This window comes from Paenibacillus sp. FSL R5-0912 (assembly GCF_000758605.1).
Classification (GTDB): domain Bacteria; phylum Bacillota; class Bacilli; order Paenibacillales; family Paenibacillaceae; genus Paenibacillus_AQ.
In genome coordinates, this window is the sequence record NZ_CP009282.1 from 2,538,916 (window position 1) to 2,560,747 (window position 21,832).

Sequence of the window (21,832 nt, forward strand, 5' to 3'; positions counted from 1 at the left end):
GGTGTGAATCCGTCCGGCTTCATTATAGGCTTCACTAGAATCAATCATCCTTATGTTTCAACTTGGTGCGGGGCATATGGTACTATATAAGAAGTAAGCAAGATAAAGGCGAGGTGCTATAGTGGACAAGCTGATACTGATTGATGGAAATAATATCATTTACCGGGCGTTTTTCGCGATGCCGCCGCTGACGAATACAGCAGGACAGCAAACGAATGCGGTGTACGGTTTCACGACAATGCTTCTGCGTTTGATTGAAGAGCATAAGCCGAGTCATATGATTGTGGCCTTTGACGCCGGTAAGATTACCTTCCGGCATGAAGGGTATGAAGACTATAAAGGCGGACGCCAAAAGACTCCGCCGGAATTGTCTGAACAGTTCCCGCTTCTGAAGGAACTGCTGCAGGGATTAGGGGTGCCGCAGTTTGAGATCGGCGGCTATGAAGCCGACGATATTATCGGCACCATCTCCCGCGAGGCGGATGCCGCAGGGCGGCAGGTGATGATTGTGTCCGGGGATAAGGACATGCTACAGCTGGCGTCCGAGCATACAACCGTCGCGCTGGTCCGTAAGGGCGTTACGGAAGTAGAGTTGTACGGGCCGCAGCAGATCCGGGACAAATATGATCTTACCCCGGAGCAGATCATCGATCTGAAAGGGCTGATGGGCGATGCCAGTGACAATATTCCCGGTGTGCCGGGAGTAGGGGAGAAGACAGCGCTTAAGCTGCTTCAGCAGTTCGGATCGGTGGAAGGTGTACTGGCCGGAACCGGTGAGCTGAAGGGCAAGATGAAGGAAAAGCTGGAGGAGCATGCTGACAGCGCCATCATGAGCAAGAAACTGGCGACGATCTACCGCGAAGTTCCGCTGGCGCATGCCTGGGAGGATATGGTCTTCAGCGGTATTAATACGGATACGGCTGGCCCTGCACTCGCTAAGCTCGAATTCAAATCCCTGCTCGAACGCCTGTCGCTGAGCGCCTATTCCCATACGGCCGATGGCAGCAGTTCCGATCCAGCAGCGGTGGAAGCGGCAACGCTTAATATCACTATTGTGGATGAAGCCGGACTGGCGGACCTGATTACTGCGCTGCCGGGCATTTCGGCGCTGCATGTGGAGTCGAATGGTGAGAATCCGCACCGTGCGGAGGTCATTGGTCTCGGGCTGTCTTCGCCGGAGCAGCACTACTTCGTGCCGTTTGCACTGCTGAAGAGTGCCGCAGCGGCGCCGCTGCGGCACTGGCTCGGCGATGACAAAGCGCCGAAGAGCGGGTATGACCTGCACCGTGCCGATCTGGCGCTGCATTGGCAGGGGATTGCTTTTGCCGGAGCTGCTAATGATGTCCAGCTTGCCGCATATCTGCTCGATCCGACGGAAGCGAACCAGAATCTGAATGATCTCACGAGCAAATACGGTCTGCCCCGCTTATCACCGGATGAAGATGTATTCGGCAAAGGGGCCAAATATAGAATACCTGAGCTTGAGATTCTCGGAAACCACGTAGCCCGCAAGAGCGCAACTGTGCTTGGCATCGTGCAGAAGCAGCAGGAGGAGCTGGAAGAGACCGCGATGACCGGACTGTTTCAGGATCTGGAAATGCCGCTCTCGCGGATTCTTGCCGATATGGAGAAGCAGGGCATTGCGGTTAACAAAGATGACCTCATAGAGCTCGGCAAAGAATTCGAAGCACAGATCTCCAGGCTGGTTGGAGAAATCTATTCGATCTGCGGAACCGAATTCAATCTCAATTCACCGAAGCAGCTGGGGGAAATCCTGTTTGTGAAGCTCGGCCTGCCTGTCGTGAAGAAGACGAAGACCGGGTATTCCACCGATGCCGAAGTGCTGGAGAAGCTGGCTCCTTACCATGACGCTGTGCGCCTGATCCTGCAATACCGTTCCATTGCCAAGCTGCAATCCACCTATGTGGAAGGCCTGCTGAAGGAAATCTCGCCGGAGACCAGGAAGGTACACACCTTCTACCGGCAGACGATTGCCGCTACGGGACGGCTCAGCAGCCAGTTCCCGAACCTGCAGAATATTCCGATCCGGCTGGAAGAAGGCCGCAAGATCCGTAAGGTGTTCGTGCCTTCCGAACCCGGCTGGTCGATTCTGGCGGCGGATTACTCGCAGATTGAGCTGCGGGTGTTGGCACATATCTCCGGCGATGAGCGGATGAAGGAAGCTTTTGTAGAAGACATGGATATTCACACGAAGACCGCGATGGACGTATTTGGCGTTACTGCCGATATGGTGGACAGCAATATGCGCCGTTCAGCCAAAGCGGTTAACTTCGGAATTGTGTATGGCATCAGCGATTATGGCCTGTCACAGAACCTGAACATTCCGCGCAAGGAAGCGGCCCAGTTCATTGAGCAATATTTCGAAGTGTTCAAGGGTGTCCGCCGCTATATGGATGATATCGTCGTAGAGGCCCGTAAGCAGGGGTATGTGACCACCTTGCTGGAGCGCCGCCGCTACCTGCCGGAGATTAACGCGAAGAACTTCAACTTGCGTTCCTTCGCCGAACGTACCGCCATGAATACACCGATCCAGGGGACGGCTGCCGATATTATCAAGCTGGCGATGGTTCACATGGACAAGGCGCTATACGAGCGCGGGCTGAAGAGCCGTATGCTGCTGCAGGTACACGATGAGCTTGTATTCGAGGTGCCGGAAGATGAACTGGAGCAGATGAAGCTGTTGCTGCCGGAGGTTATGGCCGGAGCGCTGAAGCTGTCCGTTCCATTGAAGGCAGAGGTAAGTTTTGGAAGTAACTGGTATGAAGCGAAATAGGCTCCCCGCATCTGCTGGATATCCGGTATAATGGAGTGGAGGTGAGCCATTATGCCGGAACTGCCGGAAGTCGAAACAGTCAGAAGAACACTTAATGATTTAATTACAGGCAAGCAGATAGAGCATGTCACCGTCCGGCTGCCGCGGATTATTCAGCGCCCGGATGATATTCAGGCTTTTGCCCATATGCTGGCAGGCCATAGCGTAGTAACGGTTGAGCGCAGAGGCAAGTTCCTGCGGTTCGTCTTCGATGGACTTGTGATGGTCTCCCATCTGCGGATGGAAGGCCGTTACGGGGTGTACCGGGAGGGCGAGCCGCTGGACAAGCATACTCATGTGATTTTCCATTTCTCCGACGGTACGGAGCTGCGTTATACCGATGTGCGCCAGTTCGGAACGATGCATCTGTTCCAGCCGGGTGAGGATCTGCTGCTGAAGCCGCTGAATAAGCTGGGACAGGAACCGCTGGATGCGGATTTCACCCTGGAGCGTTTCAAGCAGATTGTCTCGAAGAGAAGTACCAAAATTAAGCCGCTCTTGCTGAATCAGGAATATATCGTCGGTATCGGTAATATTTATGTGGATGAATCCCTGCACCGTGCCGGCATTCATCCGGAAGAAACCGCAAACTCCCTCTCGGAGGACCATCTGGCCAGGCTGCATCATGCGATCGTTGCAACCTTGACAGAGGCGGTGAATGCGGGAGGCTCCTCAGTGAAGTCGTATGTCAACGGCCAGGGGGAGAGCGGGAATTACCAGGATCAGCACCGCATATACGGACGCAAGGATCAGCCTTGCGCTACCTGCGGAACGTTGATTGAGAAAAGTGTTGTCGGCGGCCGGGGCACGCATTATTGTCCGAGCTGCCAGCCAGTACCGGTGCAGACAAGGTAAGCATTCAGCCGGGCGTATGAAGTGGATTTATAGGAAATTCTAAGGGAATTCTAAACGGTGTTGTCCATGCTTCATCAAAAGGCAGGCACTCACTGCCCGTCCCGCCCATATAATGTGTGAAGATTGCTGATTAAGGCGAACGGAGCCCGGCTGACAAGGCCGCCAGGTTCCGGTTCTTCACGGGAGGGATTGCGGGTGCTTAGCCCATTGTTGTCACTGCTGCTGCTTGCGTTTGCTCTTAGTTTGGACGGATTTGGTGTAGGCATTACATATGGACTGCGTAAAATGAAAATTCCTTTGCTCTCAATTATGATTATCTCGCTCTGTTCGGGGGTAGTCATTTGTGTGTCTATGCAGGTCGGCGTCCTGCTGGCCAAGGTGGTCTCACCGCATGCCGCTTCCAGTATCGGAGCGGTTATTCTCGTCTTGATGGGTTGCTGGTCACTATTTCAGATGCTGACACAGAAAGAGAAGGAGCAGGGGGAAGCAGAGCTGGGAGCCGGAGACGGGCTGCCAGACCGGCAGGCCTTGCTGGAGACGGCTGCCGCTGCGATTAGGGAAGATGCGGGACCGCTGAAGCCGGCTGTATTCTCGCTGGAGCTCCGGCATCTGGGGGTAGTCATTCAGATCCTCCGCACCCCGTCTTCCGCCGATATGGATGCTTCCGGGAGTATCTCCTCCATGGAAGCCATGGTCCTGGGCATTGCATTGTCGCTGGATGCCTTCGGTGCCGGTCTCGGCGCTGCGCTGCTCGGGTTCAGCCCGGTGTCGACCTCGCTGATGATCGCTGTGTTCAGCGGAACATTTCTGCTGCTGGGGATGAAGACAGGACTAAGATTGTCAGGCAGCTACTGGATGAAGCATGCGGCTGTTCTGCCGGCGTTATTATTGATTGCAATGGGTATAATGAAGCTATTATGAGGTGAGTACATGATTATGGGCTTAACCGGAGGGATTGCTTCCGGAAAAAGCACCGTGTCCGCACTGTTTGTCGCCAAGGGAGCTGCTCTGGTGGATGCCGATGTCATCGCCAGAGAGGTTATGCTCCCCGGACATCCGGTGCTGGCCGCTGCTGTACAGGCTTTTGGAGAGACGATTCTGCAGCCGGACGGAACATTGGACCGGCCGAGGCTGGGGGAGATCGTTTTCCGGGATCCGGAAGCACTTCAGACCTTGAACCATCTGACGCATCCGGCGATCCGTACAGAAATTAAGGACCGTATGTATGCGTTAGATCAGGAAGATCCGCAGCGGCTGGTTATTGTGGATATTCCGCTGCTCTATGAATCACAGCTGGACAATTTATTCGATCATATTATTGTGGTATATGTGCCCCGCAGAGTCCAGTTGGCCAGGCTCATGGCGCGGAATGGAATGACGCTGGAACAAGCCGAGAACCGGCTGAAATCGCAGATGGACATCGAACTAAAGCGCAGGAAAGCCTACTACGTGATCGACAATAGCGGTGATCCCGGAGCTACGGAGCGGCAGGTTGCCAGCCTGTGGGACAGGCTGGGCCTCTTATGATGAAGTGGTTGCGCAAAAAAAGAGTACTGCTGTTGCTGTTTATTGGCTTTACAGCGATCCTGTTCCTGGGCACCAATTGGATGTCTTGGTTTTATCCGATACATTATAAAGATGAGATCCGCAAACACAGCCTTACTTATGAGATGGACCCGTTCCTGGTGGCATCAATTATCCGGGTTGAGACCAATTTCAAGACCGGACGCGAATCCAAAAAAGGTGCAATCGGACTGATGCAGCTGATGCCGGATACCGCCAAGTGGGCGCTGGAAAAGGCCAAGCTTCCTGAAGTGTCGCTTGAGCGGCTAAAAGAAGAGCCATCCTCCAATATCGAACTGGGTACCTGGTATTTGTCTACGCTTTCCCGGCAGTTTGACGGCAACCGGACAGCGGTTATAGCCGCCTATAATGCCGGACCCGGCAAAGTACAGAGCTGGCTGGATGAAGGCCGGTGGGACGGAACAGAAGCGTCTGTGAAGGATATCCCGTTCGGAGAGACCCGTCACTATGTACAGCGTGTCATCTATTATTATGACCAATACACAGAGCTCTACAGTGAATTCTGAGGCTCTGCTTTAAATATTGCGTTTGTGCCGACATAAAAAGAAGCATCAAACGGCCCGGAGGCCGTTCAATACTTCTTTAGGCAAGCTTATGGAGACAGGTTATTTGTATTGACCTGCCAATTGCTGTTCAGCCAGGGTTACAAGACGTTTAGTGATGTAACCACCGATCGAACCGTTTTCGTAAGAAGTTTTATTGCCTTGGTATCCATCTGGGGAGAGGGTGATACCTAGTTCTTGGGCAACTTCGAATTTCAGTTGTTCCAAGGCACCGCGTGAATTTGGAGCTACCAGGTTATTGGAGCTGTTGTTTTGGCTCATTGCTGTTCACCTCCTATCGGTTGGTAACTGTATTATGTGCTGGACTTGCCATATTCATAACAACAAATAAACGGTGATTTCTGGAAATTAACATAAGCCCCGTTTAGCCTGGTTATTCAGGAGCGGGGCATACCCATTCTTACTATGAGGAAGTGATGAAGCTTATGAAATGCCCTTACTGTGATCACACCAATACCAAAGTGCTTGACTCCCGTCCAGCCAATGAGAATAAGTCCATCCGCCGCAGGCGCGAATGCGAACTGTGCAGCCGCCGTTTCACCACCTTCGAAATGATTGAAGAAACCCCGCTGATCGTCATCAAAAAAGACGGCAGCCGCGAAGAGTTCAGCCGTGACAAAATCCTCCGTGGCCTCATCCGCGCCTGTGAGAAGCGTCCCGTTTCTGTAGAGCGCCTGGAAGTCATCGTATCCGAGGTTGAGAAAAGCCTGCGCGGCATCGCCCTGGCCGAGATCGAGAGCCGCCAGATCGGCGAGCTGGTCATGGAGCAGCTCTACCCTGTAGACGAGGTAGCTTACGTCCGCTTCGCGTCCGTGTACCGCCAGTTCAAGGACATCAACATGTTTATGAAGGAACTGAAGGGACTGCTCTCTAAGGGGACTGAGGAGCTGGACGGGCTGTAGGAGGCTTACTGAAGAGGGAATGTGTCATTCCTGGCATAAAGGGGCTAGCCTTGATATTGTGAGGCTGGCCTCTGTGAGAAGCGCTTCTGTATAGAAATTAATTAATTTTATAAAAGTGTTGACACTGATCCCGAATTTCTGTATTATATAGAAGTCGCCTACGAAACATAACAACTTGAAAGCGACTTGAGTAAACCGCTCAAAATGGATTTCAGAATACATAATGTGATTCGAAATCAAGCGTATGGGGAATTAGCTCAGCTGGGAGTACACCATGTATCATTCACCAACCCAGCGAATGAAGGTTGAAGGTAAGGCTTAATTAATGTGGGGAATTAGCTCAGCTGGGAGTACACCATGTATCATTCACCAACCCAGCGAATGAAGGTTGAAGGTAAGGCTTAATTAATGTGGGGAATTAGCTCAGCTGGGAGAGCGCATCGCTGGCAGCGATGAGGTCATCGGTTCGAACCCGTTATTCTCCACCATATTATGGTTATAATGGAATATTATGGGCTTTTAGCTCAGTTGGTAGAGCAGTAGACTCTTAATCTATTTGTCCAGGGTTCGAATCCCTGAAAGCCCACTAACTAAAAAGACGGCAGAGATGCCGTCTTTTTGCTATGCAATTATAGTATCAGGAAGACATGCATGATGCTGCAAACCGTTGGTGAGTAAATAATGCAAACTAACACTCAATTATTTAGGTATCGCAAGACGCCACTGCAAGTTGAATCTCGAGTATTGCAAAGTAACAATGACTCTGAGGAGTTGCGTGAAAAAATCTTGTATTGTTCATATGGGGAATTTTAGAACGGCACAAGCAACAATCACCTTGCGAATTATAGGAACGTACGTTCCCATTTAAAATTATAAGTTTAGGTCTGCTTTTACTCGAGATAGGAATCATTAATTAAATGACTTACTCGCTGTTGCTTACTACTTCTTCGGTAGGAATAACTGATTTTCTATTTTACGGGCAGTTTGAAAGAGAGATGTATTCCGGTTATTCATTAAGTAACGGGGTAGAGGAACCGAGTAACGAGGCAAGCTGACTATTTTTGAGTAAAGTTAAGATGGAAGCAAAGAAAAATACAGTATAAAAGAGGGTAGATTCGAGAAAATGTTAATTCTGAAAGAACAATGATTACACAAGCACTGATACACTTAGTGACTCCCTTAAAGGGGAGGACTCCGTTTTTTCATCCCCTCCCATGTTCGCCTTCACTGGTTCTCCCGAATTCACTGTGGCAATGGGTGATCCGATATCTCCACTGACTATTGTTACATGTTGGAGGATTTATGTAACAAAAGTTATAAGGCGGCAAAAGAAACGGGAACATATCACTTAGAAGATGATTCCAAAATCGTATTAATCCTGAAAGATCAAAGATAATAAAACCACCGATACACATACTGACTCCCATACAGGGACGACTCCGTTATTTCCTTCATCCCCCGCATCTCGCCCTCACTGCTCCCTCAGTCCTCAGTGTGGTGCTGGCTCACAGCAAGTCGGTCACTGGGCTTACCCTCCTCAAAAGCCTATGCACTGGCATTCTAGACGCTTAAAGGCCAATAGGCTCCTTTAAAGCCAGTAAAAGCCACTGACATCTCTGTACTCGCACCAGAGGCTTAAATCCTAATTACATTTAGCTTTAAAATACGGTTTCTTCTATGTTAAAGTTAAAATGATAAATGTGGGAATAATTACATATGGAGAATTGAGGTATTCAAGATGAGGACTACTAAATTGTCGAAGCTCATAGTCTGTTCAACGCTTGCCTTCGGTATCGGTGCTGCTGTTCCAGCTCTAACAAACTATAGCACTAAAACTGCATCGGCAAGCCCAGCGGAGTCACCAACCGCAAAAGTCATAATAGACGGAAAGCAAATGGCGTTCCAAGGTCAGGGCGCTGTGGTAATGCAGGGTGCAACGCTCGTTCCGATGCGGGAGGTATTCAGTAAGCTAGGGGCAACCTTAAGCTGGAACCAAGGCACCAAGACAGTAACGGCGATCAAGGGTTCAACTAAAATCGTTCTCACAATAGGCAGCCAGTCAGCCAAAGTAAACAACAACAAGGTAACCCTCACAAAGGAAGCAGTAGTCCTCAACGGAGCTACACTCGTCCCTTTGCGCTTCATCAGCGAGGCCCTCGGAGCCAAGGTTTCTTGGGATCAGAAGGCAAGTGTGGCAACGATAACAAGCGCTGCACAGTCAGCCCCTTCTGCACCAACGACTCCAGCTGCACCAACGACTCCCTCAGCACCAGCCGTCAGTAATAGCGGGGGTACTGGAACTCAGGTTGGCAATCTCTTCGTCAAATACGGCACCCACACTTACGAGTCCAAGACCCAAGCTGAGTACGACAAAGTAATGGAGATCGTAGCCAATAATATTAAAGATTATAAAACAAATCCCTTCTACTCTAATTTCACACAGATGAGTGACCCTGAGTTCAGTAGAGGAGTTTCAGCGGGTTTGGCTCAAACTGATGTTTACACAGGCGGCTTGTTAACCTCGTATTACGAGGGGGTACATGAGGTAACTCAAGCTCTCAAGTCCATGCGCGAGCACGGCGTACCCACAGACCTAGCAGTCGAGGCCTACACCATCTTCTCAATAGGGTCAAAAGCGACACAGGCGAACAGCGCTCCCTCAAATAACGTAAATATACGCTCAGCGTACCAGAGTTTGGTTGAAGGACTAAACGATTGCGATAGCTGGGCAAATGCCCTAATAGCGCACTATGACGCGGCTGGATTCAACACTCAGATACGGGCGAACAGTACGCATGCAACGGGCTACGTCCAGATAAACAATGCATGGTACTCCATAGACGGAGGGCTGAACTACGTAGGCACAAGTGTACCTTCCCCTGCAGGAACCTACCAGTACACCGCCCCAACCTTCTAAAGGACTTTTCGATTTAGTAAATCAGTAACGCTTATCTCTTTCCTGTATCGCGTCACTTGAGTTTTTGTATTAAGTCATAACATAATATCTAACCTTTTATCACTGCACAGAGATGATAAAATGGCACTTATTCCTGTATTGACGAGCACAATTAATAGTTCTCTTGATTGAGGACAAGTAACCTTAACACTGTAACTTCTTTGTATCTCATGCAGTCCTATGAGATTCCGGGGTTAGACTTAAGTCTAACCCCGGAATCTCAGCAAGTATAGCTTGGGGTAACTCCTGAGTGCTGACTCAGTAAAGGGCAATAGCAAGGGGACGTGTATATGTTAAGCTTTGCGCTCATTATAATCAGTTTGTTTCTGTACGGCTTGGAGTCTAATATTTTTAAAGACGCTTCGGGCGATGTTTTGTCTATTTATGACAGTATTGTTTATTACCCTCTGCATTCCATATTATACATAGTACTTGGTCTGCCGTTTCTCACTACCTCTATTCCGTTGATAGTCACCGACTGGAGATTTGGTTTATTGATTGTGACTGAAACATTAAACTCTCTTGGGATTCTCTGGCTTCTCAGAGATACTAACGCAACAGTATCGGTGGCTATACTGGGAACGGCGAATATTAGTGCTGCTTTGTTCATTGATCATTCTGTGTGGGTTTTTGTATTGATAAACGTGGTATGTTTGGGTGTATACTTGTATCAAAGTAAGAATAGTTTATCCCGAATCGGTTGGTTCAGTAGCCTAGTATTAATATTTATTCCCGCAGCGATCTCAGCGAAGTTACTGACTGTTTTCACTGAGTCTGTCGGCAATGCAATGGCGGTATTCGGTATGGCGACTCTGGTTCCGTCATTATTGGCTTTTTTGATATTCATGAGGCGGATAAGGTTCAAGAATGCTAAGCCTTTTGTGCGCTCCGCTGCAATTTCAGCGGTAGCTGGATTTATTTGTTTCTATGCTTTTTCTATAGCGACTTCCCCGGCTGCGGCGTTAATAGCCTTATCTTTCGAATGTGTAATGACAGAGATAAGCGCGTACATATTTAAAGACCAGTCAAACTTGTATCTTGGGAGAAAGTCTAAACTGCAAATGACAAGCTTGCTAGTTATAAGTTTGTCCGCAACACTCTCAGTGCTGCTCCACACTTGATTACTGTAGTCCCTCAACGTACTAAGACGATTCACACAACCCCGCTGTGCTACAGCAGGGTTGTTATATTTTATGGGCTTGGAGGAGGATGCCCGAAGTAGACTTTGTATTTCACTTGATAACATAAACGTATATTAACTAAATGTGTAATAAGGAGGAAGCAAAACTCATGAGAAAGCTCCCAGCCACACTGTTAGCATTAATGCTAACTTTATCACTTTCCATCCCTTCAGCTTTCGCATCGCCTGTAACAATTCAGGGTACAGTAGAGACCACAGATGTTCTCTCTGGAGCAGCATCGGTACAGCCGACAGCAACATCCACCGCTGAAGCGACTGTAGGGACGGTAACCAGAACGGTGGTATCTGCCGAGTCCACAGCAGTAGCATCACCATCACCCAGCGCTTCTGTATCAGGCTCTGTGGAGTCAGGGGTACCTGCAACACCATCCACAGCGCCAACCCCAGCGCCCACAACCACTCCAGAGGCAGCAAAGGACGCAGCAAAGGACGTAGCCAAAGACCTTGAGGCCACCTCAGGCGAGGCCTATATCAAGGGATTCCATGTGCAGGTTGCGTTAACTGATTCTGCAAAGGATGCGCCTTATGTCCCAACATTCAAAGTCCAGTTAGCAGACGGCAGCGGTAAGATCATCTCCACAATAACCGCCAGCTACACGAACTTTGATCAGGAGAATGGGGTATAGCTGCTGTAGCTCTTAGAGTTGATCGAAATTGTAAGACATTTCTCATGATGTAGTGACTCCTTCTTTAATTGAAAATTGTAGCATCTATATTTTCCAAGCATTGCCTAAAGGCTGATAGTCTAGTAGGATAAGATTAAATCCTATCGGACTATTTTTTTTGTGTGAAATTAGCGAATATTAGTATAAAGGGGTATTTAGACTGTGACTACTACTAACGCAAGAGGTAAGCTCCATATGCTCGAACCTAAGCAGGAATCTAAGAGTTCTGAATTAATCAATCCGGTTGATGAGCTTTGGCACATAGAACTTCTTTACGGTAAGCACTATCAATTTTCCGAGCTGACGTATGGGCTTTTCATGCAAACTAAACTTGTGGGCGGTGCAAGTCGTTGTTATTTAGTAATCGATTTGGTGGAAGACTTCGATAGGATATTAAGGGAGCTTTCAGTATTTGGTGCCATAGAACGTACGGAGCTATTGAGAGTGATCGCTTATGCGAAGCAGTTGAAGATAAGAGGGGTATACCGTCCTGTTCCTGACCTCATGCCTTTTATCGATGGGCGGTCTGATGGTGGCGAGGGTCAGGAGCTGTGTCGTCTTGTGGTTGATTACATCGTGGAGAACCCCTCTTTGTTCCCAACCGTAAGTAGCGGTCTTTACAGTGCCACACAAAGCCTTGGAGTGGTGCTGGATACGGAGAGCTACATACGAAAATTTGGCGAGTCAGTCGTGGGGGTAACCTCAGAAGCTCTCTATGAGATCCTTGAGCTTGAAAGTGGAAACAGCAAGAGGTTAGTTGAAATCACCCGTTCATGGCAGCAGGCTGGCTGGCTAGTAAAGAGAAGCAACCAGTCAAGATTGCAAGAAGCAATAAGACCTATTGCCGATGTAGCTGAGGTACGCCGCTTCTATCTGCTTCGGACAGATATGTAGGGGGTACTATGGAAAGGCGAAAGCAGTCACGCATCAAATCGTTGAGTGGGCATCCCCGCAGTATTATCAATTATCTAGGGGGAAAGGCGAATCTAATTGAAAATATCGTTCCTCTAATCGAGTACATAGCCCAAGCAGAAGGGCTCACTGAATACATTGAGGCTACTGGCGGAGGCGCACGCATGCTACTTAACCTGCCACAATCGCTTTTTGTACGCAGAGTATATAACGAGATTGATCCTGGACTATCGTCTTTGTTTTACTGCCTTGGTCATAGAGAGATGACCTATAGTCTTATTGACATGCTAGAGGGCTGGGGTATTGAAGAGGAGCGCTATCTGTTTGCACGTTCCGAGCATGAATCTTGGCAGACGGATTCTTCACTGTTCTATAACTCTGATTTCGACCGTGTTTATGCCGCTGGGGTAACATTTGTGGTGAACACGCAATCAACTGCCTCGACACGAGGCAGTTTCGACAAAACAATATTATCTGCCAATCGCCAAGCGTCATATATGAAAAGAGTCCGTTCTCTGCACCTGTATTCTTCAACGCTAGAAGGGGTAAACGTCAGCAATCAGTCAATCTTTGCCCTGCTTTCTCAACCTCGGGACTGGTCTAAATCTTTCGTGTATATTGATCCTCCGTACACAGTTGATGAGATGCTTAGTACAGAGCATTACGGTGTGCATTCCTTCTCCAATCAAGACCACGAGAAGCTGGTTGACTTGCTCTTAAACCACGATGCAAAAATAGGACTAAGCGGGTATGCAAACAGTATTTACTCTAGGCTAGAGACGAATGGTTGGAAAAAGCTCTTCTTACGGAGAGTTCCTATCTCGAGTTCGGGCACCAAAGGTCGGTTTCAGGATGAGTACATTTGGCTAAACGTGGACATTCCTCAGGTTCTTATCGACATGGTTGCCGATGAAAACTATCGTTTAATGGATTAAGAAGAGGTGGCATTTACTGCTGGAGCTTAGGCTTTTAGTGGCTTGTAACACTCTGAAAAACCTAAGGACATGTAAAAAAAGCCTATGAAGGCCATTGAATCCTACGGACACCACTATAATTTCAAGACAACTACTCAGTTTGATGAGTCACATGCTAGGTGTGGCTTTTTTTTGTTGCTATTTATGCATGAAATCGAACAGACTGCGATTCTGATCATTTTTGCCTTAATCCTTTGACTGAGTGTGCTCTTGCTGGGGGTATTGACTAGCGTTTGTAAATCTCTTCATATTATTTGCAAAACGGCTAACATGATTTGCAAATGTCATCATATTTCCATTCAAAAACGGTAACACCATTTGCAAAATCGATCATTCAACAAACTAACCGCACAGTATCCTCTGTTATAAGCGCACTTAATTTGCCGTTTTCTTCATTCCATCTCCAATTTGTCACATCTCTTTGTAAATGAGCAAACCTATTTGTAAATCGCTTAACACCGTTTGTAAAACTCGCTACAGCCGCTGTTTGTGCATCATATGGCATGTTTCCCCGTCATGCTCCGTTGCTCCTTATTAGGGGGTACTCTGCCGTTCAGCGGTGGCTGAGCAATCTATAAATATGTAAATATTTTTGTAAAATCATGGACTTTAATTATGACGAAAAGATATTTTTATACATTTCTACACGGGGAAAAAATCAGAAAGAGAGAGGATGAATTATCAGATGTTCGACATGAGATATTTCAACGGTTATTTATATTCTTTTAAATCCCCTTTAACTGCCCATCTTCAGCAGTGTTTACAGGGGGAGCTTGCATTCGGTGAACAGGACACGTTCACTTGTTTTAGTATGACGCACCGCGATGCCATGGCGGTTGAATACGGAGCTTGGCTAAACCGTTTTGGAATCCCGATCAAGGATTCTGACATACGAGTTTATGGAAGAACACTCGCGAGCGGGCTGTATCTCCAAAACAGTATCTGCATGGCACTGATTAATAAAACCTACTGTCTGGTAACGCAAAGTGGTGCCTATGCAGCTGCAATATCAAATGCTCACTCACCGCATGCCAAAGAGGCAATTCAGCGGGAGCTAACGCCGAGTATATCAGACATTCGGAACGCTGTGCTGCCTGTAGCATTGCTTGGCAGGGGTCAGCATGGGCTTTTCGTTAAGGATAAAGTTATGTTGTCGGAGAAAAACCTGCATGGAGTTGTTCCATTCATATATTATCTCCGGTATGGGATGAAACTGGCTGAGTCTTTATTTAATCAATCACTTATCGTGTCGTATCGGGGACAGGATCGAGAGCCTTTAAGGACTGAGGTTAGCTTATTTCCAAATCAAATGAGGGAATATTATCGAGTATCGACACATGCTGAGGCCAGGAAGGTTATTTCAAACCAACTAGAGCATTCTGACACCTTGGGGAGGCTTTTGGTCTTTAAGATGAAGAAGGGTCATAAGCTGTATCCCCTCCATATGAATGTTCTTTCTATAACGAGTATCGTACCGAGTTAACTTTGTGGTTTGCGCTACACGAATAGGCTATCCAGCCTTCGCTGGATAGCCTATTCTTTGGCCCTCTGCTGGCTTCTGCTGGGATGGGGTAGGTCTTTTATCCACGCTGGCTTACTCGCCCTCACGGCTCATCTGCTTGCGTCTCTCTTCGTGGGGGATCTGCTCTGTTTCCTGTCTGTGAGGTATTCGAAAATTAGAATGAAACTTAGAACTGGCTTCGACGTTAGTTCTAATCTTGCTCGTGTTCTAATAAATCAGGCGATTTCGGCATGAAAAGGGGCTTTTACTCTAATATTTTTTCTTTAAAACTTGGATAATTAGAGTTAGCAATATTATTGTGAAATAGGCATTGAACAGCTACTTTCTTTTGCCTGTGCTGACCTCGTTTCGGGGCACTTCCGCTCTGATATGTCTCATATACTATAGGATTCGGTACTGGCTGAATATTGAAGGATTCCTGTTCCAAAAGAGTTTTAGAACCTGTCCCTAAAGTTACCTTGGGTTACAGATATTTCGGCACGTTTTTGGACTATTTTTTTGTTTCAAGTACACAAAACTGTATTGGTTATCTTAAAAGAAGGAGTGGGCTAACCAATGGCTTCAAAAAAATTCGGCTACACAAGGACTAGTAAAATGATTCAGAGGGAGGACAGGCAGATTGATATGCTGATAGAATTTGGCGTTGACGCGGCAGATATCTATGTAGACAAAATGACAGGTGCGCATATGGAGCGTGAGCAACTAAAAAAACTACAGCAGGTGCTTCGTCCTGCTGACACTGTGGTTGTAGAGAGTCTTAGCCGACTGTCAAGGTCTACGAAGGATTTGCTTTCGATTTTAGAAGATTGGGATAAGCGTGATATTGTGTTTGTCTCTTTAAAAGAGAAGCTCGATTTTTCCTCGACCACAGGAAAACTAATTCTGACCATTCTCAGTGCAATAGCTCAATTCGAGAAAGACATGATTCGGGATAGGGTCATGGAAGGTCTTGCGGCAGCGAAGCAAAGAGGTCGCGTTGGCGGACGCCCCAAAACTCCAAAATTTAGAATTGAGGATGCCTTGAAACTGTATGCGGCAAACATTTATTCGGTGTCAGAGATCTCGAAACGAACGGGGGTATCACGATCTGTGCTGTATCGCACTCTAAGGGAAGAAGCCAATCAAAGTTTAACGGCTAAAAATGAAGGCAAGTAGCTGTGCAGCAAAAATGGCCCAGAAACTACTAGACGAAATGCCATCATAAATGAAGTGTTCTTTCATGAATACTGATTTACTGACTACAACATATGCATGGTTACGTAAAGAGGCGATGGCTTCACGGCTTATATGGCTGTTACCGCCTAGTGACATTGTTCAAAAAATAGGACATTCGATTGCTGGAAGGGTTCCTTACTCGTCTCGTTAAAATGAAAACCGCACTTTTATTGACTCTTGGGAAGGTAATTTAATCTCAGGGGTCTTTTTTTATATGGAGAAACGGAATTTCAAAGGACAGTAGCTCACACCTGCACTCAGGGGGTTCTCATGTTTTATGCCTTGATTGCGATTGCGCGGAAGGACTGCACAGGCGTGTCATGAGTTGGACGAGCAGTTCGAGTTAAGGGGTAGTGACTTATCTCTGCCGTTCAATGCGCTGGCATTTCATATGGGAACATACACGGTTCCCATATGAATGGACACTTCCCGTTGATGATGAGGTTGCAACGGAGACTGTGTTACATCAGGGCGAAACAAAATGGATTTAACTAATACGTATTCATTTGGGGGTGAAAATCTATGTTGTTAAAGCGAGCTGTTCTTTATTTGCCAAATGCAGATCACTTGAACCTTTTCCAGCATGAGTCATTAAACGCACTCTATGATCTTGCAAGGAGTACTGGTTGTGAGGTGACGCACCTTTACTGTGGGTTGGGTGAGGATTATGAGCATCTGGTTAGCGATGCGCTGGCTGGGAGGTTTCAAGTCATTGTAGCTATGGAGCTTTCTCCGTTACTGGCATGTACCGATCTTTGTGAGGCTCTTCGCCCAAACTTGGTTAGTGGTGATCTCCATCTAATCACTCGAGATGGTTTGGTTAACACCGTTCGTGATGGAGCAAGCATGCTGGGGTATTATCTTTGGTCTTAGTTTTCTTTATTTTCGGAGGAAGCAGTTGAATTTGCGGTAATGAGATATTCTTAAAATGGATATGTCTCGCAGGCTTTGGTTTTGTATCCGAGCTCGCTTAGACAGAGGAGGTAAAAAATAATGGTTAAGTCTGGTAGTGTCAATAAGGTTGCGCTATATTGTCGTTACGCTCATAAGAAGTCTGAGTCGGATGCATCTGTTGAACAGGAGCGGAGAAGTTTGCAAGCGTTCTGTGAATCCAGGGGGTATGAAGTGGCTGGGGTTTATTTGGACAATGGGTATTCAGGTATGACCCTCGATAATCCTTCTTTACAACAGTTATTAAGTGATCTGAGAGATGATAGATTCGATACGGTTGCGATTAGAACTGGTACTGTTTTATCACGTGATATTGTAAAGTTTATAGGTTTGTACGTTGATGAGTTTTTACCGAGAAAGAAGGAGCTGTTAATCATGGATCTTAATTCGAGCATGTCAGATTTGCTCATGCAGCCACTTTATAGTAGGTTCGACGAAGTATAAGCACTGCTACACTTTCTTAATACTGTGAAGGGAATCCACTGGCGACTAGGTGCCTTATACTAGTCGCTTTCTTGTTTCTTATGAAGCATGTGTAGTTTATGTTTAAAATCCCTGTTGTTGTATTCTAAAAGTTTTAGTTAGACAGTTACGTCTTCTTTTATGAGGTAGCGTTGGAGTCCTTTCTATTGTGGGGCAGGAGTTATCTTCTCCTAGCATCATTCTAGGGAGTGTGTCCTATGTTCACAACAAAGACGGTAACAGTAGGCGGTTCGGAGTATTCGGTCATTGTAGAAGAAGGGGTAGTCGTTGGTCTTAAGCGGTTCAACTCTAAGTACGGTCTTGAGGTAGAAGTGCACTTTTCAAAAGAGAATTCAAGCGCGGAACAGACGTTAGTGTCTTTGCTGGAAGAAGCTTATTTGAAGCAGCATTTGGACTCCTGATTGATTTATTGGCGCTGTCTACAATAAAAACATAGTAAATACATGTTAATAGTTTGAATTATTGCTGCGAACAGTCTGTAACCTCCTTCTTAATCTCCGTTACAGGCTCTCCTTTGTTCATATCTCCGTTACAGGCTCTCCTTTGTTCATATGGAAAGAAAGACTTGAACAAAAGTCAGTAGCATGGTAATGAATTTACATTATAAGTAAAAATAACTAAATAATATATCTCGGAGGTGGCAACCATCATGGTTGTAAAAACGAACAGTTCATTTATTAACGAACACAATATGAGCGATCTATCACAAGCTAATGTTTTGAGTGGTACGAGATTAAATCAAATTGCTGAGGGTAAGGCAACGGCAAGCAAGGATATTCGTGTTGTGACATTGTATCGGGTATCTACAAAAAAACAAGTAACTAAGTCGGAGAATGGTGAAGATATTCCTACTCAAAAGAAGGCATGTGGGAATTATATTAAGAAGCAATCCAATTGGTTACTTTCAAAAGAGTACATGGAAGCTGGAGTATCAGGTTTTAAGAAAAAATCATCAGAACGTGATGTGTTGCAACAAATCTTAATTGCTGCTCAAAATAATGAGTTTGATGTACTACTCGTTTATATGTTTGATAGGATTGGAAGACAGACGTATGATACGCCACTGTATATACAAGCATTAGCAGAAGCAGGGGTGCGGATTGTTTCCGTAGTGGAAGGCGAATATGAAATCGATGACCACATGGGAGATATGATGATTTTCTTGCGAAATTGGCAGTCGAATGGTGAAAGTCGCAAAACGTCCAAGCGAGTAGATGAATCGCATAAACAGATGGTCGAGCAGGGGATTTATCGAGGAGGTACAGTGCCGTATGGTTATAAGACTGTGCCCTCCGGAAAGTTCAACAAGAAAGGCAAGGAATTACTCAGAGTAGTCATTGACGAAGAGGCTGCTGCTGTAGTCAGACAAATCTTTGATTGGGTTGCCTTGGAGGGGTACGGGCAGTATTTGATCCCGAAGATGTTGAATGAAAAAGGTATAACGACTAAAAAAGGTAAGCCGTGGGCATCCAATACGATTAGTTCGATTCTACGGAATCCGACCTTTATGGGGTACATGAGTTATGCAAGAGGAAAGGAAAAGGAAGTTCGTTCAAGTGAGGCTAATCCCGATCTCATTATTATCTCCGAAGAAAAATGGAATCGAGTGCAAGCGATTCGAGCAGGACGCAATCCAGAGCAAAGGAAGAAGCAAGGAGTTGAGGTCATGGCTAAAAATACGAAGGGTGATATGATTCTAATTGGATTGGCACGTTGTGGGCATTGCGGGTATACGTTCTCTTCTACGCCAAACATAAAAAAATACACACTGAAAGATGGAACGGAAGTAAAGCATAAACAGATGAAATATCGTTGCTCAGGTAAAGGGCAGAAAAAAGCGATTCACTGTAAAGGACAGACGACCTATTCTCAGAATCGTGTGGAAAGCGTAGTGCTTGACGAGGTACTGCGGTATCTAGATCAATTGGAGCGAGTTGATTTGAGCGAGAAACTGAATGAGCTAAAAAAACGGAATGCGGGTCAAGATGTAATACAGCTTCAACGATTGAGTAAAGAGCTTGATGATGCCCAAGAAGAAATGAAGACGTATAAAGCCGAGGTAAAGCTTTCCCTCAAAGGAATAGGCAAGTTTACAAGTGAACTGTTGAGTGAGTTAATTGAGGAGACAGGACAAAGAATCGCTGAACTGGATGGGCAAGTCGAGCAAGCCAGACGGGAGGTTGAAACCAAACGGATTGAGCGGAAGGAACTAGAGACATTGCAGCAGCACATTCCGAACTGGCGCAAGGTTTTTAATCAGGCTTCAGCCCAGCAAAAGAAAATGATGCTACGCACGATCATTGGAGGTATCGAGATCCATAGAGATAGCATCAAGGTTCAATTTAAACTGCGAATCAGTCAGTTCATTGGCACGTTGGGTGTCGAGGTTGGTGGTTTATTAGATTCGGATAAAGTGCTTGAGTAAGGAAAATAGAACTAGATTGAGTTGAGGCTCCTGCGGTTTGCAGGAGCCTTTCTAATTTGGGAATAATTTCTGGATTTTGTAGCGGAAGTAGGCTATCATAATTATAGGTATAATGTACTGTTTTTTAAATTTCTTCTTCCTTACATAGAAAGTACAAGGTTTTACGAGTGTCTTATCTCAGTTTTAGTGGAAGACATAGAATGAATAAACCTAAAATGGAGGAGTTAATGTGTCCGTAAGTGAAAACTTTAGTCAGTTTTGTTCAAATCTTAGAATGAGTGATTCTACTGTAAGTACGATACAGCAAAGATATAAACAAATAACAAAACGTATAAATCTTGATTATAGAGACAGCAGTTCAGAAACATCCTACAGTTTATACGTAGGTTCCTATGGTCGAGGAACGGAAATATGGACTAGTGATATTGATGTGATCGTACAGCTACCGTATGCGACATATCAAAAGTTTAATAACTATAGTGGAAACGGGCAATCTGCATTATTACAAGAAGTCAAAGGAGTTCTTCAGAAAACATATAGTAGCTCTTACATTAAAAGCGATGGGCAGGTTGTTGGAATTAATTTCGCAGATAACATTGATTTTGAAATTGTTCCTGCATTTATTAATGATGGTGGCAGTTATACATATCCTGACACAAATGATGCTGGAAGTTGGAAGACAACTGACCCGCGAAAAGAAATAGATGCTATGAACACAAGAAATAGCAGCACAAATAAAAATTTAAAAAGGCTCTGCCGCATGGCTCGCGCTTGGAAAAAACACTGTGATGTAGGGATGAGTGGCATTCTGATTGATACCTTAGCTTATAAATTTATTGATGACTGGGAGTATAAAGATAAGTCATACGTATATTATGACTGGATGAGCAGGGATTTTTTCGAATATCTCAAAGATATAGATACTGACAAAACCTATTGGTTAGCACCAGGGAGTAACCGCTACGTTTATAAGGATAAGAACTTCCAAAGCAAAGCAGCAACAGCCTATACTAATTCATTAGAAGCTATTGAGTATGAAAGTAAGGACCAATTCTCATCTGCGAAAATAGCGTGGAGGAAAGTTTATGGAACGAAGTTCCCGAGTTAGTCAAGGTTATAAATTGGAGTCTCAAATTAGAGAGGCATACGGTCGGATTGTATATACTTTTACATGTCACAATAAAATCGTTCAGAGAATGCTGTCTAAGAACGAATATATTAAAGTGTTTCAAATAGTTCTCTCGGCCCTAACTACAGGCGGGTTTATTGTTGCAATAATCATTGACGAGAAAATTGCTAGTATTGTAGGAGCATTGATTTCTGTCATTCTTCTAATTTTGAATGCTTATACTAAGAATTTCGATTTAGTTGAAACTGCTCAAAGTCATCAAAAAGCTGCAGATGCACTTTGGGTAATACGTGAAGAATACGTATCTCTATTAACGGATTTTGAATTGCTGGATGATGCAGTAATAATGGCGAAAAGAGACGAATTACAGAATAGAACAGCTGAGATATATGCTCAATCACCAAGGACTGATTCAAAAAGTTATGCTGCTGCACAGAAGGCATTACAGACAGAGGAAGAGCAAACATTCAATGATAATGAAATTGACGTTATGCTGCCAAATGCGATACGTAGGGGAAATAGAAACTTGAATGATTAATATAGAAAGCCAGACGCGAGGTTGACGCCAAGCGTATTGAACAAAAGGAATTGTTGACGTTGCCGCAGCGTGCTTGAGTAAGGTCGAGGCTCTTGCCATTGGTAGGGGGCTCTTGTATTTAGTA

The 21,832-nt window shown here is 45.9% G+C and carries 19 protein-coding genes and 2 tRNA genes; 20 read left to right on the plus strand and 1 reads right to left on the minus strand.

Features of this window, described 5'->3' with window-relative positions:
• Positions 1–121 precede the first annotated feature (121 nt).
• From polA to R50912_RS10630, 5 genes are all read left to right on the plus strand, one after another.
• A complete protein-coding gene (polA, locus tag R50912_RS10610) occupies positions 122–2,794 on the plus strand; it encodes a DNA polymerase I (RefSeq protein WP_042234680.1) in 2,673 nt (890 codons plus the stop codon).
• A gap of 51 nt (positions 2,795–2,845) precedes the next feature.
• Positions 2,846–3,688, plus strand: coding sequence for a DNA-formamidopyrimidine glycosylase (mutM, locus tag R50912_RS10615; protein WP_042234682.1), 843 nt, complete (start codon positions 2,846–2,848; stop codon positions 3,686–3,688).
• Positions 3,689–3,883: 195 nt separating this feature from the next.
• On the plus strand, positions 3,884–4,609 hold the full coding sequence (locus R50912_RS10620) for a manganese efflux pump (RefSeq protein ID WP_042234684.1): 726 nt from the start codon (positions 3,884–3,886) through the stop codon (positions 4,607–4,609).
• Between the two features lie 9 nt (positions 4,610–4,618).
• The gene (gene coaE, locus R50912_RS10625) at positions 4,619–5,215 is read left to right on the plus strand and encodes a dephospho-CoA kinase (RefSeq protein WP_042234685.1); all 597 of its coding nucleotides are present in this window, start codon (positions 4,619–4,621) and stop codon (positions 5,213–5,215) included.
• Positions 5,215–5,778, plus strand: coding sequence for a lytic transglycosylase domain-containing protein (locus R50912_RS10630; RefSeq protein WP_042242078.1), 564 nt, complete (start codon positions 5,215–5,217; stop codon positions 5,776–5,778). The genes coaE and R50912_RS10630 overlap by 1 nt, the downstream gene beginning before the upstream one ends.
• 99 nt (positions 5,779–5,877) lie before the next feature.
• Here the strand turns inward: R50912_RS10630 and R50912_RS10635 are convergent, their stop codons facing one another.
• On the minus strand, positions 5,878–6,096 hold the full coding sequence (locus R50912_RS10635) for an alpha/beta-type small acid-soluble spore protein (protein WP_039305013.1): 219 nt from the start codon (positions 6,094–6,096) through the stop codon (positions 5,878–5,880).
• Positions 6,097–6,260: 164 nt separating this feature from the next.
• Here R50912_RS10635 and nrdR point away from each other — a divergent pair, with 164 nt between their 5' ends.
• From nrdR to R50912_RS10715, 15 genes are all read left to right on the plus strand, one after another.
• Positions 6,261–6,737, plus strand: coding sequence for a transcriptional regulator NrdR (gene nrdR / locus R50912_RS10640; protein ID WP_039305242.1), 477 nt, complete (start codon positions 6,261–6,263; stop codon positions 6,735–6,737).
• 412 nt (positions 6,738–7,149) lie between these two features.
• Positions 7,150–7,225 (plus strand) — tRNA-Ala (locus tag R50912_RS10645).
• A gap of 25 nt (positions 7,226–7,250) precedes the next feature.
• Positions 7,251–7,323, plus strand: a tRNA-Lys gene (locus R50912_RS10650).
• 1,152 nt (positions 7,324–8,475) lie between these two features.
• A complete protein-coding gene (locus R50912_RS33225; RefSeq protein WP_052416201.1) occupies positions 8,476–9,654 on the plus strand; it encodes a copper amine oxidase N-terminal domain-containing protein in 1,179 nt (392 codons plus the stop codon).
• Positions 9,655–9,983: 329 nt separating this feature from the next.
• Complete coding sequence (locus tag R50912_RS10660; RefSeq protein WP_042234687.1) at positions 9,984–10,814, plus strand: hypothetical protein; 831 nt, start codon at positions 9,984–9,986, stop codon at positions 10,812–10,814.
• Positions 10,815–10,983: 169 nt separating this feature from the next.
• A complete protein-coding gene (locus tag R50912_RS10665; protein WP_042234689.1) occupies positions 10,984–11,520 on the plus strand; it encodes a hypothetical protein in 537 nt (178 codons plus the stop codon).
• Positions 11,521–11,754: 234 nt separating this feature from the next.
• Entirely contained in the window at positions 11,755–12,453 is a 699-nt protein-coding gene (locus R50912_RS10670) for a hypothetical protein (protein ID WP_042234690.1), read from the plus strand.
• An 8-nt stretch (positions 12,454–12,461) separates the two neighbouring features.
• Positions 12,462–13,406, plus strand: a complete 945-nt coding sequence (locus tag R50912_RS10675) for a DNA adenine methylase (RefSeq protein ID WP_042234692.1) — start codon at positions 12,462–12,464, stop codon at positions 13,404–13,406.
• 724 nt (positions 13,407–14,130) lie between these two features.
• Entirely contained in the window at positions 14,131–14,928 is a 798-nt protein-coding gene (locus R50912_RS10680; RefSeq protein WP_042234695.1) for a hypothetical protein, read from the plus strand.
• A 594-nt stretch (positions 14,929–15,522) separates the two neighbouring features.
• Positions 15,523–16,122, plus strand: coding sequence for a recombinase family protein (locus tag R50912_RS10685; protein WP_042234697.1), 600 nt, complete (start codon positions 15,523–15,525; stop codon positions 16,120–16,122).
• A 1,053-nt stretch (positions 16,123–17,175) separates the two neighbouring features.
• Entirely contained in the window at positions 17,176–17,577 is a 402-nt protein-coding gene (locus R50912_RS10695; protein WP_042234700.1) for a recombinase family protein, read from the plus strand.
• Between the two features lie 236 nt (positions 17,578–17,813).
• Positions 17,814–18,017 carry a hypothetical protein gene (locus tag R50912_RS10700; protein WP_042234702.1) on the plus strand — a complete coding sequence of 68 codons (204 nt, stop codon included), beginning with the start codon at positions 17,814–17,816 and terminating at the stop codon, positions 18,015–18,017.
• 248 nt (positions 18,018–18,265) lie between these two features.
• A complete protein-coding gene (locus tag R50912_RS10705; RefSeq protein WP_042234703.1) occupies positions 18,266–20,041 on the plus strand; it encodes a recombinase family protein in 1,776 nt (591 codons plus the stop codon).
• A 229-nt stretch (positions 20,042–20,270) separates the two neighbouring features.
• Positions 20,271–21,149, plus strand: coding sequence for an SMODS domain-containing nucleotidyltransferase (locus R50912_RS10710; RefSeq protein ID WP_042234704.1), 879 nt, complete (start codon positions 20,271–20,273; stop codon positions 21,147–21,149).
• The gene (locus tag R50912_RS10715) at positions 21,127–21,708 is read left to right on the plus strand and encodes an SLATT domain-containing protein (protein WP_042234705.1); all 582 of its coding nucleotides are present in this window, start codon (positions 21,127–21,129) and stop codon (positions 21,706–21,708) included. Before R50912_RS10710 ends, R50912_RS10715 begins: the two co-directional genes overlap by 23 nt.
• The last annotated feature ends 124 nt before the right edge of the window (positions 21,709–21,832 follow it).

Bases quoted from the DNA above. Each gene is read 5' to 3' on its own strand.
- mutM (WP_042234682.1), top strand. From the start codon at position 2,846: ATGCCGGAACTGCCGGAAGTCGAAACAGTCAGAAGAACACTTAATGAT.
- R50912_RS10635 (WP_039305013.1), bottom strand. From the start codon at position 6,096: ATGAGCCAAAACAACAGCTCCAATAACCTGGTAGCTCCAAATTCACGC.
- R50912_RS33225 (WP_052416201.1), top strand. From the start codon at position 8,476: ATGAGGACTACTAAATTGTCGAAGCTCATAGTCTGTTCAACGCTTGCC.
- R50912_RS10705 (WP_042234703.1), top strand. From the start codon at position 18,266: ATGGTTGTAAAAACGAACAGTTCATTTATTAACGAACACAATATGAGC.
- R50912_RS10665 (WP_042234689.1), top strand. From the start codon at position 10,984: ATGAGAAAGCTCCCAGCCACACTGTTAGCATTAATGCTAACTTTATCA.
- R50912_RS10680 (WP_042234695.1), top strand. From the start codon at position 14,131: ATGTTCGACATGAGATATTTCAACGGTTATTTATATTCTTTTAAATCC.
- R50912_RS10660 (WP_042234687.1), top strand. From the start codon at position 9,984: ATGTTAAGCTTTGCGCTCATTATAATCAGTTTGTTTCTGTACGGCTTG.
- coaE (WP_042234685.1), top strand. From the start codon at position 4,619: ATGATTATGGGCTTAACCGGAGGGATTGCTTCCGGAAAAAGCACCGTG.
- nrdR (WP_039305242.1), top strand. From the start codon at position 6,261: ATGAAATGCCCTTACTGTGATCACACCAATACCAAAGTGCTTGACTCC.
- R50912_RS10630 (WP_042242078.1), top strand. From the start codon at position 5,215: ATGAAGTGGTTGCGCAAAAAAAGAGTACTGCTGTTGCTGTTTATTGGC.
- R50912_RS10695 (WP_042234700.1), top strand. From the start codon at position 17,176: ATGGTTAAGTCTGGTAGTGTCAATAAGGTTGCGCTATATTGTCGTTAC.
- R50912_RS10685 (WP_042234697.1), top strand. From the start codon at position 15,523: ATGGCTTCAAAAAAATTCGGCTACACAAGGACTAGTAAAATGATTCAG.
- R50912_RS10670 (WP_042234690.1), top strand. From the start codon at position 11,755: ATGCTCGAACCTAAGCAGGAATCTAAGAGTTCTGAATTAATCAATCCG.
- R50912_RS10675 (WP_042234692.1), top strand. From the start codon at position 12,462: ATGGAAAGGCGAAAGCAGTCACGCATCAAATCGTTGAGTGGGCATCCC.
- R50912_RS10700 (WP_042234702.1), top strand. From the start codon at position 17,814: ATGTTCACAACAAAGACGGTAACAGTAGGCGGTTCGGAGTATTCGGTC.
- R50912_RS10715 (WP_042234705.1), top strand. From the start codon at position 21,127: ATGGAACGAAGTTCCCGAGTTAGTCAAGGTTATAAATTGGAGTCTCAA.